Here is a 19,571-nt window from a genome sequence, read left to right on the forward strand (position 1 = left end):
GCACCCGATTATGTTTAGTAAAATGAAAAATATTGATACTGCTTTTCGTCATATAAGAGGATTTACAATGTTGGTTATCCTTTGCTGCGCTGCCATAACCTGTTACGCTCTTTATAAAAGTTTCAGTTCCGTCGCTTTGATGCAGGACAAGGTTTATATCCTCGCAAATGGAAAGGCGCTTGAGGCATACGCATCAGACCGTAAGGATAATGTACCTGTTGAAGCAAGGGATCATGTTAAGACATTCCATCAGTTTTTCTTCAGCCTTGACCCAGATGATAAGGTAATCAAAGCCAATGTAACAAAGGCCTTGTATTTGGCTGATAATTCTGTCAAGCGCATATATGATGATCTAAAAGAAAACGGATATTATTCGGGAATTATATCAGGAAATATCAGCCAGACTGTTATTGTAGACAGCGTAAGCTTTGATATTAATGAATATCCCTACCGCTTTAAGTGCTTTGCCCGGCAGAACATCATAAGGACAACAAGCATATTGAACAGAAATCTGATTACGGAAGGAACGCTGCGAAATGTTTCAAGGAGCGATAATAATCCGCATGGTTTTCTGATTGAACGCTTCAATACTCTTGAGAACAAAGATCTTGGAACAGTAAACCGAAAGCCATGAGAAGTCTGTTGCGAAAACAAAGACAGAATGTAAAGTCTTCAAGGTCATATCTGATGATCACATTCTGGTGGGTAACAAAAATGAATAGGCTGACTAGAGACCTTTCAAATTCACAGCTTAAGTTTTCAGTAATCATTTTTGCGGCCCTTGGAACGATTTTATGTGTTTATAACGCATTGAGCGGTTTTCTGTCAGAAAGTCAAAAATCAATGAACATTGATGCAGTAAAAGTGCTTAAGCCTGCTTATAGTGATGAGGGAGGCCATATGCATGCTCTGGATCTGCCATTTAACAAATATGCTGAGAGATCCGATATCAGCAGATATATTGACAGTGTGATAAATGCAATAGACTTAACCGATTTGTCTAAAAATCAAAATTCCAACGCTGAAGATTTTAGCATCAGTCCGAAGCTCAAGTCAACTAATTCATCTAACTATAAAAAATAAAATTATGGAACATAAAACACTTTCAGCCAGAGAGAAAAAGAATCGCAGTATGATGCTGGTTCTTCCACTGCTTGTTCTTCCATTTATAACCATGCTTTTCTGGGTGCTTGGAGGAGGCAAAGGAACAGAAAATCCAATTTCAGGAATTGAAAAAAAAGGATTTAATATGCTGCTTCCAAATCCAAAACTAAAGGAAGATTCCAGTTTGGATAAAATGAGCTATTATGACCAGGCATCAATTGATTCGATAAAACTGCAGGAACAAAAAAAGAAAGATCCTAATTATTCGGTTGTTGCGGAAGATAATGATAATCTTGAATCAAAACGTTTTTTTGATACGGATGAGGTTGCATGGAATGATAAACAAAACGGACTGAAAACAGACTATCTAAAACCAGAGAATGAAAAGAAGATGTACCAGAAACTTGAAGCGCTCCAGAAAGCTATTGCGGAACCTCCAAAAGAATATCAGAGCGGTCAGGATATGAGGGAATTTCAGTACCAGAAAATGCCTCACGGTGAATCAGCCGAGTTGAATAATCTTGAACAGCTCATGGCAGCCATGAGTGCGCCTTCTGAGCCTGATCCTGAACTTGCCCAGCTTGGCGGCATGCTGGAAAATATTCTGGATATCCAGCACCCAGAACGTGTACAGGAAAAACTGCGTCAGAACTCAAAGCTTCAAAAAGGAAAAGTTTTTTCAGTGAACAGAAAATCTGAAGAGCAAAACCTGAGCTCTCTTCAGACCAACAAAGTAAATTATGAGCAGTCAGCAAATTCATTTTATTCGCTTGATGGTGAAATCAACGATGAACAAAATCAGAACGCAGTGGAGGCAGCTGTTCATGAAACGCAGACGATTGTCAACGGTTCTATTGTAAAAATCAGACTTGCAAGTGACGTTTTTATCAATGGCGTACTAATTCCAAAAGACAGTTTCGTTTTTGGGACAGCGTCACTTAAGGGAGAAAGGCTTGAAATAAAGATCAATACCATAAAATACCAGAATTCCATTTTCCCGGTTGAACTATCCGTCTTTGATATAGACGGCATTAAAGGCATTTACATTCCTGGAACCATAAACAGGGATGTAGCAAAAGCATCCGCTGACAGGTCCATGCAGAGTATTGGACTGGCAGGAGTCAGTGATTCTTGGGGAGCTCAGGCGGCAGGAATGGGAGTGGAGGCAGCCAAATCACTTTTAAGCAGGAAAGTTAAGCTGATAAAAGTAGCAGTCAAGGCAGGTTACAAAGTGCTTCTCTACGATGAAAAAGAAAAGAATGAACAATAACTTTAAACTAAAAGAAAATGAAAAATTTAAAGACACTATTTATCACATTTATTTTTCTGGCTGGTTTTTCAGTTTCTGCACAGTATGATGCTAAAGCCGAATTTAATAATATACAGCTTAGCTATTCAAAAACCACCAGCATTTTATTTCCGTATGCGGTAAAAAGCCTGGATGTCGGAAGCCGTGATGTTCTGGTGCAGAAAGCTAAAGGAGTGGAAAATATACTGCTTCTTAAAGCTGGAAAGCAGAATTTTCCGCAGACTAACCTGACTGTTGTAACTTCCGACGGTAATCTTTACAGTTTCATTTTAAATTTTGATGATCTGTGTCCTACATTAAATGTGGATGCACGGTTACGAATTGGTGACGATAAATCGCTGCTGTTTTCCCTTGAGAACGAGAACCAGAAAGAAATAAAAGAATATGCTCTGCTTGCTCTATCAAAGAAAAATAGGGTAAGTGGACTGGTTTCAAAAAATGCAGAAATTGAGTTTAAGGTTGACGGCATATTTATTCATCAGGACGTGATGTATTTCAGAGTGTTTTTAGGGAATGATTCAAAAATTAATTACGATGTGGATCAGCTTCGTTTTTTTATCCGAGACCAGAAAAAATCCAAAAGAACTGCAGCTCAGGAAATAGAATTGACACCGCTTTTATGCACCGGAGAATTTAGCAGGATTTCCGATAAATCTGAAACTACAGTAGTATTTGCCATAACTAAATTTACGATACCGGAAAAGAAGAAATTCACAATGCAGGTCTTTGAGAAAAATGGAGGCAGGCATCTGGAACTTAACATAAAAAATAGGCACTTGGTAAATCTTGAAATACTGGGTAACCTATAATCAGTACTAATTTTAAATGTGAATATCATGAACGAGAAAAATGTACAGTATCTGAAAGACCAGTTAAAATATACTGGATTCGGAGAAACTTTTGATGCTGAATTAAGAGAGAATATTCAGAAAGGGGATAAGGATTTTAAATTGATGCATACTGGTATTATGAACAATGGTGTCCCTAACAAAGATACAGTCACCGTTGAACTGAATTTTAAAAAGTCCGACCAGAGCGATATGTATTTTTTCAATTCCTATCAGGTTAATCTCCAGAAAGAAGATAATAAGCCGGGATTGGAACAGACTTTTTATATTAATAATGACAATACCAGCATTACTCTCAAAGAGGCGTATAATTTGATGGAGGGCAGATCGGTCAATAAGGATTTAAAGAATAAGGACGGTGAAGCCTATAATTGCTGGATTCGTATGGACTTCAAAGAAAGTGACGACCGTGGAAATTTTAAACTTCAGCATTATCATCAGAACTATGGATATGATCTGGAAGCTTCGCTGGAAAAGCATTCGATAAAAGAACTTCTGACACCTCAGTACAAGGAAGATCTGATGAACTCTCTGAAAAAAGGCAATCTGCAGTCCGTAACTTTTGTGGTGGGAGGAGAGGAGAGAAAACAGTTTGTGGAAGCTAATCCCCAGTTTAAGACTATTAAGGTTTATGATTCTTCTCTGCAGAGAATAAATGACCGTGAAAGCAAGAACGAGAAGCAGTCGCAGTCCAAAGGAAAGAGCGCAGACCTGGCTGACAATTCCGATGAGACCTCTCAGAAAGAAAAAAAAAGTAATTCCCGTTCAAAAAAAGCGGGCAGATCGGTTTAAGGTGCTTAAATAAATTAAAACTGAGTTATGTCTTCTGAAAACAATCGAGTAGAAAATGAGATAAAAGTCTGGCAGTCCAAGGAAGAAAAATTAAAATTTTTATTTCAGAACAGCCCGCAGATAGAACGCTCTTTTGGAATAGAGAAACTGAAATTTTTTAAGATGCTGCTTTTTAAATATGAAAAGACGAAAGCTGTAGATGAAAAAATAACTCTCAGGTTTCTTAAGCATGAATATAATAAATTGAAGCATCAAGTCTATCCCAATATCATTGTTAGGCTTGTAAATGAAGCGCTTAGTGCTGTCGCTTTTCAAAGGATAGATAAGCTGGATTATCTTAGAGATCTGGAATTAAACAAAAAGACGTTGGAAGACCAGCTGATAAAATGCGGTTTTCATGAGGCTTATGGCAAAGTATTGGCGAATATGCAGGAACAGCTGTTAAATTTTACTGTTCCTGTTTCTTATCACATCTCAGAAAATGAGCGGCTTGAACATTCACTTCAATTTGTAAAAGATGCGCAAGGGGCCTATCAATTTGATGGATTCAGATCAATTCTTCATACAGATTCATCGCCATCCAGTCGCAGCGTTCACTACTTTAAGAATGAAAAATCTGAGGACTTTAGTGCAGCTGAAGCATACGAAATGCTTGCGGGAAGAGCAGTTCTAAAAAGAGGAACTTGGAAACAGTTTAACTTCAACGACAGGGATCTTATTGACAATTATAGAATGCATGAATTTCCAGAATCGTATGGATACAATGTAAGCGATGCTTTAAGGACTGTTCCTCTTAAAAATGATGACTATGAGACATTCGAATCCCTGGTCGATTCTTTGAAAAAGGGGAAGAGGGAAGAAGTTGTTCTTATGATACAAGGGAGAGAAATGAAGGTTTTTTTGGAAGCAAATCCACGGTTTAAAACCTTGAATTTTTATAATGACAGAATGCAGAAACTTAGTCTGGCAGAAATTAAAAGCGGCTGTAAAATTAGCCCGCTGCTGAAACCACAGCACAATATTGAGACTCAGACCGCAAAAAAATCTCATCATATGTGATGTTTATTTATCTTATACAGTTATGGAAAATCTTAAGCTTTTATCGGGATTTTTTCAGGCAATTGAAAATGATTTCAGAATCAGCACAACTCACATTGCAATTTTTGCCGCCCTGCTTCAATTTCGGGCAAACAGGAATTTTATAAACCCAATACAGGCATACAGTATTGAAATCCAGAATATCGCTAAGGTCGTATCTCCAAAAACTTATCATAAATGCATGCGCGAATTAGATGATTACGGTTATCTTATTTATGTCCCGACAAAGAATAAGAACAAAAGAAGCAGTGTTTATTTTTATCTGGAATAAGCTTTGCGGCAATTTTTTAGGAATGACGATGATCTTTTTAAGTATATGATTTAATTTTTTGTAACGTATTAAGCCGGTATTTTATGGAAGAACTTATAACGAAAGACGATTTAAGGCAGTTTGGACTGTTAATGACCGATACAATCCGTAATGCGGTTTCGGAAGCTTTTAATGCTGAAAATATTGAAAGGGAATCTGAGTGGCTGAAAAGTAAGGCTGTCCGCAGGATGCTCGACATTTCTGCCGGATCTGTTCAGACTCTTAGAACATCCCAAAAAGTACGTTTTAAGAAAGTGCTTGGATCCTATTATTACAATAGAGAAGATATTCAAAAACTTTTTAGGGATGAAAAAGACTAAGAAATTAAAAGAAAGCAATATCATGGAATATCTTTCAGTTTATATTGCTGATCCAAAGCTTAATGTGTGGCATTTGTCAATTTTAACGGCAATATTAGGATTGGGTTACAGACAGAGGCAGGGTAGGAGGATACAAGTCAGCCGAAGTAAAATTATGGAAATGGCGCATGTAAATACACTGCCGACTTATCACAAATATTTTAAACAGCTGCAGGATTTAGGTTATATTAAATACAGCCCGTCTTATCATCCGGGTTATAAAAGTGTAGTTAAACTATATAAAAAGAGGCTATCTCAGAATTGTTGAGATAGCCTCTCTGATTTTAATTACGATATGAAAGCAAGTTTCAAGAAGTTATGTTGTATTTCTTTTTAATTGCCTGGATTTCTTTTTCAAGTCTTCCGAGAACCGCTAAATCTGGTTTTGAAATCTTGGAAGCGTTTTTGTTCAGCTTTTTATTCAGAATAGACATTTCACGACCGATTGTAGCCTGCTCAGTTATAGCATATGCCTCAGTCTGTTTTACCGATGCATGACCCAGCAGTTCTTTAACTACATTAATAGGGACGTTGTTATTTAATGTCACAGTGCTTCCAAAAGTACGGCGGGCCATATGCGTGTTTAATGTAAAAGGAAAGCCGCACAAGACTGCCACCTCTTTTAGATACTCATTCATTTTCTGGTTGGATGAAACAGGAAGCACGGTTCCACGCTGGATACACAGCGGGTGCTCTTTATATTTTTCAACTATTTTCAGTGCTTGGGGAAGAAGAGGTACATTAAATGATGAGTTTGTTTTCTGCCTTTCGGACATAATCCATAGATTTCCATCAATGCCTTCTTTGATATCAGTTTTCTTTAATTGATAAGCGTCTATGTAAGCCAGGCCAGTGTAGCATTGGAAGACAAATACATCCCTTACGACATTGAGCCTGTCAGTTGTGAAATAATGACTTTCAAGTTCGTACAATTCCTGTGCGGTGAGTGGTTTTTTTACCAGTTTTGTTTTACGTCCCTTAAAGTTCTTAAATGGGTCCTTGGTGATTAATTCTTTATCAATGGCGCGGATTACAATCTTTTTGAAATTTGCAATATACTTTAGGGTTGTGTTGTTGCTGCAGTCGCGTACAGTTCTAAGGTAAAACTCGAAGTCCTTTACAAACTCGAGATTCAAATCCGCAAATTCAAGATCGTGCTTTTTTAGCTTGAATTTTATAAAAGCAGTCAAATGGTTCTTAGTAATGGTAAACCGGTCAAGGGTGCCTTTTGCATAGCCTTTTCCGAGAAGCGCCTCCATTTCATCATTATGCTTTTGAAATTCTTCGAGCACCTTAATCTTTGGCGCTGTCCTTCCCAGAACCTCGTCCATAATTTTCTCAGCGGTTATGGTTTTGCCGCTGTACATCATTTCGGTTTTGATTTCATTGATTTTTAAAGTCAGCGAATCCAAAAAGAAGTTCAGCGACTTTGCATCTTCCTTTGAGCCGACCGCTCTTTCGAACCTTTGATCCCATCGTGTATTATCCCATTTTCTCTTAGTTGAACTTTCCTTACGGATACCGTCAACAGTTATTCTGAAATATACGATCCATTCTTTACTTTCTATTTTGGGTCTTTTTAAAAAGAATCCCAAACCAAAACTGCTTTCCAACATAATCCTACTTTTTAAATTAATAAATGTAGAATAATATTACTGCCAAATCAAGTCGTTAATCTCGTTAACCCCTATGATATAAGGGATTTTTACTGTTTCTGGTGCACTTTTCAGCGCGCCGGAAAGTGCACCGATTCTGCACCTTTAATTTTGTGAGGATTTATAAATATTGAAAACAGGCCTAAAATAAAAAAAACCTGCAAATCCTTGAATTTGCAGGTCTTCAGACATTTTTTGTGGCTTTTTAAATAGAATGAAAACTTTAAGTTTTCCGCCTTTTTGGCCTTTCCGTGGGGAGAGCAGTATTGAAACCTACGAGGATCAATTTAACCTATTAAAAATATTATTATGGCCTTGCTTGGAATGATGCATTCTTTCTATTTCATCAATATTTTCGGCGCTGATAGAGCATAATGAATATAACGGTAAGATTTAAGAAGAGATAAAAAAAATGGGAGTTCCAGTTTCCTTTTTAATGATCAGGGAGAATTACTTTCTTATTAAAAAACTTAGTTTTATTAAGAAACTATTCCTGCTATAATGAAGTTTAAAATGATTAACTTTCAGAATGGAAATATGTTGTTTTGTAAAATAAAATAACAGGTTTGTACCATATTTGTACCACGACGTTGTGAAGTACTGATATACTTGGAATGTTATTTTTGAAGAAGTAAAATAATTCTTTAGTACTAAGTAATTAGTACAAAGTATTAAGATAGAAAACCGAGTCAGAAATGACTCGGTTTTTTTATGGGTATAAATTACTGTAGAGATGCACTGCAGTGCGTCTAAGTCTAGGTTTTCCATAAACTGATAATTGTCATTTCGTGTTCGGATTCTTTTTCGTAATATTACTATTGTAAATTTTCATGGATGAGAAAGATCAAATACAAGAAAGGACGTAAGTTGCAACACATTACTTTAGAGTATACTGGCACCCACAAAGAGCACGAAACAGAAATGCAGCTTTTTGTTTATAATGATAATGATGTTGTTGAATATGATAAGTTTACAGTTCTTGCCCTTAATTCTTGTTTTGATTATACTAAAAACAATTGGCTCAATATTCATGGTTTAAACGATATTAATCTGATAAAAACTATTGGAGCGCATTTTAAACTTGACGATTTTCTTTTAGCCGATATTTTAAATACAACCAAAAGAACCAAGTTAGAAGAACAGCAAAATGTTTTATTCTTTAATATAAAATCGCTTTTGCCCTCTGAATATTCCGATAATATTAGTGTGGAACAAATCAGTTTTATTCTGAAAGAAGGCATTCTAATTTCTTTTCAAGAAAAAAGAAGCGATTTCTTTACCCATATTCGTGAGCGTTTGCGTACCCATGCAGGAATTGTTAGAACCAAAAAGGTAGATTATCTCTTGTATTTGCTTTTAGACGCTGTAATGGAGAATTTCTATATCACATTGGAAGACGAAGAAGATAAAATTGAAGAATTAATCAATTTGACCAAAAAAGAAGCGAAACCCGTTATTTTAGAGAAAATTGAAAATCACCGTGATAATTTAAATTTCTTAAAACGCTCCATTATACCGCTTCGGGATTCTTTGTTTTATCTAAAAACGATTAAAGATGATGATGAATCAAACGGTTTAATTCAAAAAGAAACATTTAATTTCTTTATTAGGCTTCATCAAAAAAGTCTAGAGCTTTTAGAGCAGATAGAATCTGACATGAGCGCATTGGAAAGTGCCTCAAACTTTTATTTCTCGGAACAAAGCCGAAAAATGAACGAAATCATGAAAACGCTGACGATTATTTCAGCAATCTTTATTCCGCTTACTTTTATAGTTGGAGTGTACGGAATGAACTTTGAAAACATGCCAGAACTTAAAACCCAAAATGGCTATTTTGTTGTCATGGGGATTATGTTCTTGCTCGTAGTCGCCCTGATCATTTATTTCAAAAAAAGACGCTGGTTTTAACATTTGTTACAATCCAGAGAAGTAGTATTTATGTAATTTTGTTATTTAGAATAAATATAAATAATTATGAGTAAAGCAATATATATAGCCACTAGCGACCATAACAGTGGTAAATCAATTATTACGCTCGGTTTAATGAGTATCTTAATTGGTAAAACGGCTAAAGTAGGGTATTTTAGACCTATAATCGAAGATTTTGTGGATGGTGAGGTAGATAATCATATCGAGACTGTTTTGTCGTATTTTAACCTTGATATTGCGTTTGACGACGCGTATGCTATTACCAAGAGCAGATTGATCAAGAAAAAGAATAAAGGTAAGATAGGAGAGGTTCTAGATTTAATTATTGAGAAATATAAGAAGCTGGAAGAACGATTTGACTTTGTTTTGGTTGAAGGAACAAGTTTTACGGGGGAAGGAACTTCTATCGAATTAGACTTAAATGTTTTGATTGCCAAAAACCTCGGAATTCCAACCATAATTGTAGGTTCAGGAGTTGGTAAGACTTTAGAAGAACTTTTAGATAGTTTATATCTGGTTTATGATTCTTTCAAAGTAAAAGAGGTTGAAGTATTATCCGTTTTTGCCAATAAAGTGCAACCAGAAAATATAGAATTAGTTACTACTAGTTTACAAAAAAGTTTGCCTTCAAATGTTTTAATTAATACAATTCCGCTTATTTCGAGTTTGAATAATCCGACCATGCAGGAAATTGTACATGAATTGAATGCCAAAGTGCTATTTGGAGAAAATTATCTGAATAATGAAATTGGGCATTACAGTGTAGGAGCGATGCAATTGCATAATTATCTGGTCCATTTGCATGACAATGCGTTAGTTATTACTCCAGGAGACCGTTCTGATATTATTTTAGGTGCTTTACAAGCAAATGAATCAGCAAATTATCCAACTATTTCAGGAATTATCCTGACAGGAAATATTGTTCCAGAGGAAAGTATTTTAAAGCTTATAGAAGGACTTTCTCCTATTGTCCCAATTATTGCTGTTGATGGTGGAACTTATCATATCACCAATAAAATAGGTTCGATTAAATCGGAGATTTACGCGAATAACACACATAAGATCGAAACATCGATTAATACATTTGAAAAGCACGTTCAAATTGAAGCGCTATCGCAAAGAGTAATCACTTTCCAGCCTGAAGGAATGACACCGAAAATGTTTCAATACAACATGGTTAAAAGAGCTAAACAGCATAGAAAACATATTGTTTTGCCAGAAGGGAATGATGACCGAATTATTGCAGCAGCTTCAAGATTATTAGATATGGATGTGGTTGATATTTCTATTATTGGAGACAAAAAACAAATTGAAAGCAAAGTCGCAGAACTCGGACTTACATTTGATTTTTCTAAAGTAAACATTATCAATCCGATAGGATCTGAAATGTATGAAGATTATGCTAATACGTACTATGAGCTAAGAAAGGCGAAAAACGTAAGCATTACAATGGCAAGAGATTTAATGGAAGATGTTTCGTATTTTGGAACTATGATGGTGTACAAAGGACACGCAGACGGAATGGTTTCTGGTGCGGCGCACACTACACAGCACACGATTTTACCAGCACTACAATTCATTAAAACAAAACCGAATTCATCTGTAGTTTCTTCTGTATTCTTTATGTGTTTAGAAGATCGAGTTTCTGTTTTTGGAGATTGCGCTATTAATCCAAATCCAACGGCAGAACAATTGGCAGAAATTGCAATTTCTTCTGCAGAATCAAGTTTAGCTTTCGGAATTGAACCAAAAATTGCGATGCTTTCTTATTCTTCTGGGTCATCTGGAAAAGGTGATGAAGTAGACAAAGTGAGAGCGGCTACAACAATCGTAAAAGAAAAAAGGCCAGACTTAAAAATCGAAGGACCAATTCAATACGATGCTGCGGTGGATTTAACTGTAGGAAAAAGCAAAATGCCAGATTCAGAAGTAGCAGGGCAAGCAAGCGTATTAATTTTCCCTGATTTAAATACAGGAAATAACACGTATAAAGCCGTTCAAAGAGAAACTGGAGCATTGGCAATTGGTCCAATGTTACAAGGCTTAAATAAACCCGTAAATGACTTAAGTCGCGGTTGTACTGTAGACGATATTATTAATACGGTAGTTATTACAGCAATCCAAGCGCAGGGAATGTAAATTCAATTAAAAATTAAATAATAAACTAAGAACCTTAGCATCTTAGAACCTTAGTACCTTTAAAAAGAATGAAAATACTAATAATAAACTCAGGAAGTTCTTCAATTAAATATCAATTAATGGTAATGCCAGAAAACGAAGTAATCTGTTCTGGAATGATTGATAGAATTGGTTTAGAAACTTCAAATATAACTTTTAAAACAGCAACCGCTTCAATCGAAGAAATGCTTCCGATTCCGAATCATAAAGTAGGTTTACAAAAAGTAGCCAATATGCTATTGGATGCTGAAAAAGGAGTTATTAAATCAACTTCAGAAATTTCGGCAGTGGGACATCGTGTTGTGCATGGAGGAAGCGATTTTAGTGACACCGTAAAAATCGATGAGAAAGTTAAAGAAAAGATCAAACAGCTTTTTGAATTGGCGCCTTTGCATAATCCAGCAAATTTAGAAGGAATTAATGTAGCAGAAGAGATTTTCAGTTCAGCAGAGCAAATTGCTGTTTTTGATACCGCTTTTCATCAGACTATGCCAGAAGTAGCGTATAAATATGCTATTCCAAATTATCTTTTGACAGAAAATAAAGTTCGTGTCTATGGTTTTCATGGAACGAGCCATAAATATGTGTCTGAAAAAGCCATTAATTATTTAGAAAATAATTCTAAAATAATCACGATTCACTTAGGAAATGGCTGCAGTATGGCCGCTGTTAAAAATGGAAAATGTATTGACACTTCAATGGGGTTTTCTCCTTCAAATGGTTTAATCATGGGGACTCGTGCTGGAGATATTGACCAGTCTGTGGTCTTTTATATGATTAAAAATTTAGGATATACTCCAGATGAAGTAAATGCTGTTTTACTGAAACAAAGCGGTATGCTTGGTCTTACAGGCTACAGTGATTTGCGTGATATTGAAGCTGAAGCCGAAAAAGGAAACAAAGATTGCCAGTTGGCATTACATATGAATGCTTATAGAATCAGAAAGACGATTGGTGCTTACGCAGCAGCTCTAAACGGACTTGACGCTATTGTTTTTACTGCGGGAATTGGAGAAAACTCATCATACATGCGTAATTTGATTTGTACAGATATGAATTATTTTGGAATTGAAATTGACGCAGCAAAAAATCAAATTCGTTCTAAAGAATTAAGAGAAATCAATTCAGAAAATGCTACTACAAAAGTTTTAGTTGTTCCAACAGATGAAGAGTATGAAATTGCCAATCAGGTTTTTCAATTACTGGAAAATTAAAATTTAAAAATGGACAATAAACTATTTGAGCTTGAAAAGCAACTTGAAGATTATTCTGGATATTGTCAATTGGACATCGAAAGTCGTTTGTTGTTTCCTGAAAATTTCAGACAAATTTATAAATATAAAATTTTCGGAGACAATCTACTTTCAATCCCAGCAAATTTAATTATCGATGGTGATGATGATGAATTTGAAAAGCCATTTAGTTTTTTAAACACGTCAGAAGAATTAGATGTTTTTGAAACAGAGTTTAGATCTGAAATTTCAGGCGATTTTATCCAAATAGGTCATTTATATAATTTTACAGAAGTTGTACTGTTAAATAAGATAAAAAATACAGTGCATGTTTTTCATGTTTCTGATATTGCAGATAAAGACTGGTTGAATTATAAATTAGAGAATGGGATTTGTAATTTGCATGAATTTGTAAATAGTATTAGGCCACAGACAGTTTGTTGTTTAATCAATCCGAAAGATTATTCTGAATGGGATATATTTGAAATTAGAAATGAGACAGAATTAAAAACTGAAAGAGAATTGATGGAATTTAAAGATAAAAAAACTGTCAATGAAGAATATATTGAACAAGTGAAAAAATCTTTAGAAAAAGGATTTGATATTAATTACGCTCCTCAATCAGTACTACTTAATTTTAAAAAATGATTTTATCTAAATAGTATAAAAAACTCCTCAAGCTTGAGGAGTTTTTTTTTGACCTAAAAATTAAATATTTGTGAGTATCTTTGAAGTTAAAAACGAATACTTTGAAATCGATACTTTTTAAATCAGTTATCTTCTTTTTCATCGCTTTACAACTTCAAGCACAAGAATTACTTCCCTTTGTCGAAAATTACAGCAAATCAGATTATCAGGGTGATAATCAGATTTGGAATGTGGCACAAGGAAATGATAATGCGATGTATTTTGCCAATAATCACTATTTGCTTCGTTACGACGGAGTAAAATGGGAAAAATATACACTTCCGAACAAAACGATCATTCGATCTATCCTGATTGAAGGAGATAAAATCTATTCTGGTTCTTATAAAGAATTTGGCTATTGGTATAGAAAAGAAGGAACAATGCACTATGTTTCTATTACCAAAAATCTTAGATTATTTGATGAGAAGGACAACGAGGAAATTTGGAAAATATTCAAATTTAACGGGTCTCTTTATTTTCAATCTTTTAATGATGTTTTTATTTATAATGGAAAAACAATTAAGAAAATTAAATTTCCATTTCTTATTTCTTATTGTTTTGGTGTAGATAAAGATTTATATGTTGCTTCTGTGAGAGACGGAATCTTTAAAATGAATGGTAAATATATTGCCAATCCAAAAGGATGGAATGTTTTGAAAAATACTGTCGTTCATGCCATAGAAAATTATCAAAACCAGACTTACATCTTTACACAGAAAAAAGGAGTATTTATTGTAGAAAAAAATGGGCTAAGAAGTTGGGAGCATCCAATAAATGAAGTTTTAAAATCGGCTACAATTAATGTGGCTAAATTTGTCAAAAATGAAAAACTAATTATCGGAACTGGAAATCGTGGAATTTTCATTTTAGATTTAAAAACCAATTCATTCAAAAATATTGAACGCAATAATGTCTTAATGAATAATTCGGTTTTAAGTTTAGGATTGGATAAAGAAAATGATTTGTGGGTTGGTTTAGATAATGGTATTGCGCACGTTGAGGTTAATTCTCCTATTTCTTTCTTTTATGATAATTCTGGACTTTTAGGATCAGTTTATGCAGTCGCTTCAATTAATAAAGGCTATTTAATTGCTTCCAATCATGGAATTTTTGAATATAGTGCTGGAAAGTTTAATATGATGCCTAATACGCAAGGGCAGGGCTGGAATATTTCTCTCATTGATGGAAAATATATTATAGGTCATAATGATGGTACTTTTTCGTATGAAAATAATACTTTGACCAAAATAAATGGTGTTAGTGGAGGTTGGAATATGTCTAAGAGCAGTATTAATGATACTTATTTTCAGTCGACTTACAGCGGTATTCTGGTTTATGACGATCCCTCAAACATGTCTCATTATAAAATCATAAAAGATCTTGCAAAACCTATAAAATATGTTGCTCAAAATAAAAAAAATGAAATTTGGGCTGCAGATAATTATCGTGGTTTGTATCGTGTTTTATTAGATGATAATTACAACACGCTAAAAGTTGAAAATGTCACACAGCAGAGTAAAATACAAAACGATTTTGGGATAAAGATTTTTGAGTTTAGAAAAGAAATACTTTTTCTAATTAATAATTCTTGGTATACCTACAATTCGATAGCTGGTAAATTGGAAGAAAATGAATTGTTTAATACAAGTTTTAAAAATGTAACAGATATTGTTTCCATAGACGATGATCATTTTATGGTGTTGCAAAACGGAATCTTATATCATATTTATGCCGAAGGAAACAAGTTTGTGTGGAATATTATTCAGGAGAAATATTATAAAGGAAAATTAATCAATGAGAATTTAAGGATTTTCAAGAAAGATAATTATTATCTGTTTAATCTCGATGACGGATTTGTTTCACTTAAACTTGAATATGAAAACAAACAAAATTCTGGAGTAAAAATTGAAGCATTTAGTAATGATATTTTAGTTCCTAACGAAGAGAAAGTTAAATTCAATACGGAATTAAAGATTAACGTCATTTCGGGAATTTATGGTGCGAGCAGACCAAATTTGTTTTATAAACTTGATAAGGAAAAAGAATTTATCTCTATTTCAGACGGATTAATCGTTTTGAATAATTTAAGCAGTGGTGATCATACAGTAGAAATATTCAAACACGATGGATCAACTTATGATAAAGTTTCTTCTTATAAATTTAAAGTTGCAGAGCCGTGGTATTTTTCTTTTTGGATGATTCTGTTATATCTTCTTGTTGTTGGTGCAGTTTTATTTTTCTATTATAAATGGAATAAACTTCGCTATATGCAAAAATTAAAATTGCAGGCTGAAGAATTAAAACATCAGAGAGAAATTCTTGAGATGGAGTTGAAGAAAGAAAACGAACTTAATATTCAAGAATATGAAAAGCATATCTTGGAATTAGAATTGCAAGCAAAATCTTCAGAAGTAGCGGGTAAATCTTTATCAATTGCCAAACAAACAGAAATGATTGATAAAATTCAAGGTATTTTGGAAACCGAAAAAGATTTTGGCAAACTTAAAAATGAAATTAGAAAAGCAATTAAGATCAATGAAGTGAATAAGCACGAATGGGAAACTTTTGAAACCAATCTGAATCAAATTCACAATGAGTTTATTATTAACCTTTCTAAAAAATATCCACAATTAACTCCAAAGGATATAAAACTGTGTGTTTATCTAAAAATGAACCTTTCTTCTAAAGAAATTGCTCCTATGATGAATATCTCTTTTAGAGGTGTAGAATTGCATAGATATCGTCTTAGAAAGAAGCTAAACCTTACTCAGGACGAAAACCTGTCAAAGTTTTTATTAACTATGTAAGATTTGGTTTTGTTTTTTACAGAATTTATATTTTTCTATATCATTTTTTATATAATTGCGATACATCATTACTACATCATAATGTTATGTTAAACGAATTTCTTTAACATTTATAGTGTTGATAATCATTATTGTAAGCTAAAATTTTAACATAATGATGTAGCTATGTTGTAGTGGTATTTGATGTACTACAACGTTGTAATTGCTTAATTTGGCTCTACTAACTTAAACGATTACGTACTGTATGAAAAATTTTATTTTTAGCTTTTTAGCGCTCTTGCTGCTGCCTACCTATATGATGGGGCAAGCTCAAGCAATTAAAGGAAAAGTAGTAGACAGTAATGGAATGGGAATTCCAGGAGCAATTATCGCTTCAGCTGATGCTAGAGCAACTGCAGATGCAGATTTCGACGGAAACTTTACAATTAATGCAAAACCTGGAGACATTTTAAAAGTTTCTATGTTGGGTTTTGATTCGGTTTCTGTACCGGCTACTGCCGCACCAATGTCAATAACCTTAAAAGAAGCGGGTGATACTGCTTTAAAAGAAGTAGTTGTAATTGGATACGGTACAAGAAAGAAAATTGATAATACTTCGGCTGTAAGCTCAATTAAGTCCGAAGAGATTACCAAAATGAAAGTAATAAATGCTTCTCAAGCTATTCAAGGTAAAGCTGCAGGGGTACAAGTTGCTACTTCAGACGCACCAGGAAGTACACCTTCTATTGTTATTAGAGGGGTTGGTACTGCATTAGGAGGAAGAAATCCATTATATGTTGTGGATGGTATGCCTACTGATAACATTAATAATATCAACTCAAATGATATTACTTCTTATGAGGTTTTAAAAGATGCTTCTGCACTTGCTATTTATGGAACAAGAGGTGCAAATGGGGTAATCATGATTACTACTAAAACAGGTAAAGGAAAACTTACTGTAGATATTGATAGCTATGCTGGTTTTAGATCTCCTCTAAAGAAAGTGAAAATGGCAAATGCTGACCAATATATTCAGTATAATAATGCGGCATTTATTAGTCAGTTTCCTGCTGGAAGATTTTCTCAAAATCAACCGTATAATACAAACTGGTTTGATGAAATAACAAGAACAGGAGTTTACACTCAAAATAACGTATCGCTTTCTGGATCAGGAGAAAATATTAAATATTTCTTTAGTGTTGGTAATTACGAAGAAGAGGGTATCTTAAAAGGAACTGAATACGGGCGTACTACTTTTAGAAGTAATAATGAGTACAAAATTTCGGAGAAACTTAAAATTAGCCAAAATTTCAGTGTTAGTTCTATAAAAAATACTCCACAGCCAATGTCTGCATTCACATCTGCTTACAGACAATCGCCTTTAGTTCCGGTACGTTTTCCTAATGGAAAATATGGTGTGCCATTTATACAAAATGGAGTTATTTCTCAAACGGGAGATTCATTCAACTCAGTTGGAAACCCTGTTGTTGCATTAGATTATAACAACGAGCAACAAAAAACAGTTACACTTCAAGGTGGATTAAGATTAGATTGGGATATCATGAAATCATTGAAGTTTACATCTCAATTTAATGGAGAATATTTTACTTATAAACAATATAATTTTGTTGATAATTTAGGTCTTTGGTTAGCAGCTGATCCAAGCAGAGTAGAAGCTTCTTATGACAAAAAGAGTTTGAATACAAACACTTTGACAAGAAATACTGATGATTATTTCAACTGGAATTTATCGAACTATTTTACTTATAACAAAGTTTTTGCAGAAATTCATGATGTTGAAGTTACTGCAGGTATTGAGGCTAACGTAATAGGAACTAGATCAAAAACTACTGCAGATATAAGAAACGTAAATCCAAATAGTAACTATTGGGGACTTGATGGTATTAATTACGCACAAAATGGAGGTGTAACTACATATAAAGCCGTAAATGATAATCAAGCTCGATTAGCATCATATTTTGCACGTTTTCAATATAAATTATTGGATAGATATTTATTAACAGGTACTGTAAGACGTGACGGATCTTCAAATTACTCTAGCGACTACCGTTGGGGAACATTCCCATCAGTAGGTATTGGATGGATTGTAACAAAAGAAAGCTTCTTATCTGATATTAAAAATTTAGATTTATTAAAAGTTAGAGGTTCTTGGGGTAAATTAGGAAACCAAAAAGTGCCATTAAACATTCAGTCATTTACATCTGGAGTAGATTATAATGGAGGTTCTGGAACAACTATTAATTCCCAAATTGATCCAAGTTTATCATGGGAAATTGTAGAAGAAGCTTCTGCAGGTATTGATGTTGAGTTATTTAATAGCAGATTGAAAGGATCGTTTGATGTTTACAGTAAAAATACTAACAATGCTATTTTAAATGTTACGCCTTATTCAACTTCAGGAATTACTGTAGAATCTCCAACACACGTAGGTGAGGTATCTAATAAAGGGTACGAAATCGCTTTACGTTGGGATGATAAAATCACAGATAACTTAAGTTACTGGGTAGGAGGAAATTTCTCTCATAACAAAAATGAATTAGCTAGTTTGAAAAATGTAAGACTTGCAACAATTAATGGTGGTTCATTAGGAAATGGTCAAGTAACAAAAATACTTGATAATACATCAGTAGGACAGCCTTTAGGTAGTTTCTATATGTACGAATATGCAGGGGTTGATCCAGCAAACGGACAAATGTTGTATTATACAGCAGACGGAAATAAGGTAGCTCAAGGTGCTTTAGATCAAACTAAAGACAGAAAATATGTAGGTTCAGTTTTACCAACTTCTACTTACGGGGTTACTTTAGGATTAAATTACAAAAATGTTGATTTCTCTGTAGACGGATACGGAACAGGTGGAGCCAAAGTATATAATGGAAAAAAAGCGCAGCGTTTTTATGGGGAAAATGTAGAAACGTCTTTACTTAATGACATGTGGACTCCAACAAACACATCAGGATCTAATCCAGCTCCATTTAATCAGGTTCCAGTAGCATCAACTTATTATTTAGAATCTGGAGATTTTTTCAGAATCAATAATATCACATTAGGATATAAACTTCCATTAAAAGAAGAAGGTTTTATTAACTATTGTAGAATCTACGTAAATGCTATGAATCCTTTCATTAGCCAAAAATTTTCAGGATTCTCACCTGAGGTTTTAGGAGATGGTGAATTAGTTAAAGGTACTCAGGGAGTTGAGTTAGATGCTTATCCAGCATTGAAAACATTTGTAGTTGGTGCAAACTTAAAATTTTAATATC

The 19,571-nt window shown here is 34.1% G+C and carries 16 protein-coding genes; 15 read left to right on the plus strand and 1 reads right to left on the minus strand.

Features of this window, described 5'->3' with window-relative positions; all coding sequences use genetic code 11:
• Positions 1 to 10: 10 nt before the first annotated feature.
• From traK to QLQ95_RS18110, 9 genes are all read left to right on the plus strand, one after another.
• Positions 11 to 634: a conjugative transposon protein TraK gene (gene traK, locus QLQ95_RS18070; protein ID WP_482500981.1), complete on the plus strand. Its 624-nt coding sequence runs from the start codon at positions 11 to 13 to the stop codon at positions 632 to 634.
• 53 nt (positions 635 to 687) lie between these two features.
• Positions 688 to 1,083, plus strand: a complete 396-nt coding sequence (locus QLQ95_RS18075; RefSeq protein ID WP_482500983.1) for a hypothetical protein — start codon at positions 688 to 690, stop codon at positions 1,081 to 1,083.
• Positions 1,084 to 1,087: 4 nt separating this feature from the next.
• The gene (gene traM, locus QLQ95_RS18080; protein WP_482500985.1) at positions 1,088 to 2,374 is read left to right on the plus strand and encodes a conjugative transposon protein TraM; all 1,287 of its coding nucleotides are present in this window, start codon (positions 1,088 to 1,090) and stop codon (positions 2,372 to 2,374) included.
• Between the two features lie 17 nt (positions 2,375 to 2,391).
• Complete coding sequence (traN, locus tag QLQ95_RS18085; protein ID WP_482500986.1) at positions 2,392 to 3,222, plus strand: conjugative transposon protein TraN; 831 nt, start codon at positions 2,392 to 2,394, stop codon at positions 3,220 to 3,222.
• 27 nt (positions 3,223 to 3,249) lie between these two features.
• Positions 3,250 to 4,053: a hypothetical protein gene (locus QLQ95_RS18090; RefSeq protein WP_223704640.1), complete on the plus strand. Its 804-nt coding sequence runs from the start codon at positions 3,250 to 3,252 to the stop codon at positions 4,051 to 4,053.
• Positions 4,054 to 4,080: 27 nt separating this feature from the next.
• The gene (locus tag QLQ95_RS18095; RefSeq protein ID WP_482500988.1) at positions 4,081 to 5,112 is read left to right on the plus strand and encodes a hypothetical protein; all 1,032 of its coding nucleotides are present in this window, start codon (positions 4,081 to 4,083) and stop codon (positions 5,110 to 5,112) included.
• 22 nt (positions 5,113 to 5,134) lie between these two features.
• The gene (locus tag QLQ95_RS18100; protein WP_056253943.1) at positions 5,135 to 5,422 is read left to right on the plus strand and encodes a hypothetical protein; all 288 of its coding nucleotides are present in this window, start codon (positions 5,135 to 5,137) and stop codon (positions 5,420 to 5,422) included.
• Positions 5,423 to 5,505: 83 nt separating this feature from the next.
• Positions 5,506 to 5,781: a MerR family transcriptional regulator gene (locus QLQ95_RS18105; RefSeq protein ID WP_056253946.1), complete on the plus strand. Its 276-nt coding sequence runs from the start codon at positions 5,506 to 5,508 to the stop codon at positions 5,779 to 5,781.
• On the plus strand, positions 5,768 to 6,088 hold the full coding sequence (locus QLQ95_RS18110; protein ID WP_482500991.1) for a hypothetical protein: 321 nt from the start codon (positions 5,768 to 5,770) through the stop codon (positions 6,086 to 6,088). Before QLQ95_RS18105 ends, QLQ95_RS18110 begins: the two co-directional genes overlap by 14 nt.
• Positions 6,089 to 6,128: 40 nt before the next feature.
• On the opposite strand, the gene QLQ95_RS18115 is transcribed toward QLQ95_RS18110, so the two are convergent.
• Entirely contained in the window at positions 6,129 to 7,436 is a 1,308-nt protein-coding gene (locus tag QLQ95_RS18115) for a site-specific integrase (protein ID WP_482500992.1), read from the minus strand.
• An 873-nt stretch (positions 7,437 to 8,309) separates the two neighbouring features.
• Here QLQ95_RS18115 and corA point away from each other — a divergent pair.
• From corA to QLQ95_RS18145, 6 genes are all read left to right on the plus strand, one after another.
• Entirely contained in the window at positions 8,310 to 9,383 is a 1,074-nt protein-coding gene (gene corA, locus QLQ95_RS18120; protein ID WP_320492603.1) for a magnesium/cobalt transporter CorA, read from the plus strand.
• Positions 9,384 to 9,449: 66 nt separating this feature from the next.
• Complete coding sequence (gene pta, locus QLQ95_RS18125) at positions 9,450 to 11,543, plus strand: phosphate acetyltransferase (RefSeq protein WP_482500994.1); 2,094 nt, start codon at positions 9,450 to 9,452, stop codon at positions 11,541 to 11,543.
• A 68-nt stretch (positions 11,544 to 11,611) separates the two neighbouring features.
• Entirely contained in the window at positions 11,612 to 12,796 is a 1,185-nt protein-coding gene (locus tag QLQ95_RS18130; protein WP_095927759.1) for an acetate/propionate family kinase, read from the plus strand.
• A 9-nt stretch (positions 12,797 to 12,805) separates the two neighbouring features.
• Positions 12,806 to 13,462: a hypothetical protein gene (locus QLQ95_RS18135; RefSeq protein WP_482500996.1), complete on the plus strand. Its 657-nt coding sequence runs from the start codon at positions 12,806 to 12,808 to the stop codon at positions 13,460 to 13,462.
• A 101-nt stretch (positions 13,463 to 13,563) separates the two neighbouring features.
• Positions 13,564 to 16,308 (plus strand): helix-turn-helix and ligand-binding sensor domain-containing protein, encoded by a 2,745-nt coding sequence (locus tag QLQ95_RS18140; protein WP_482500998.1) that lies wholly within the window; start codon positions 13,564 to 13,566, stop codon positions 16,306 to 16,308.
• Positions 16,309 to 16,552: 244 nt separating this feature from the next.
• Positions 16,553 to 19,567, plus strand: a complete 3,015-nt coding sequence (locus QLQ95_RS18145; protein ID WP_320492607.1) for a SusC/RagA family TonB-linked outer membrane protein — start codon at positions 16,553 to 16,555, stop codon at positions 19,565 to 19,567.
• The last annotated feature ends 4 nt before the right edge of the window (positions 19,568 to 19,571 follow it).

The sequence above is a fragment of the Flavobacterium sp. B330r genome, from assembly GCF_056824325.1.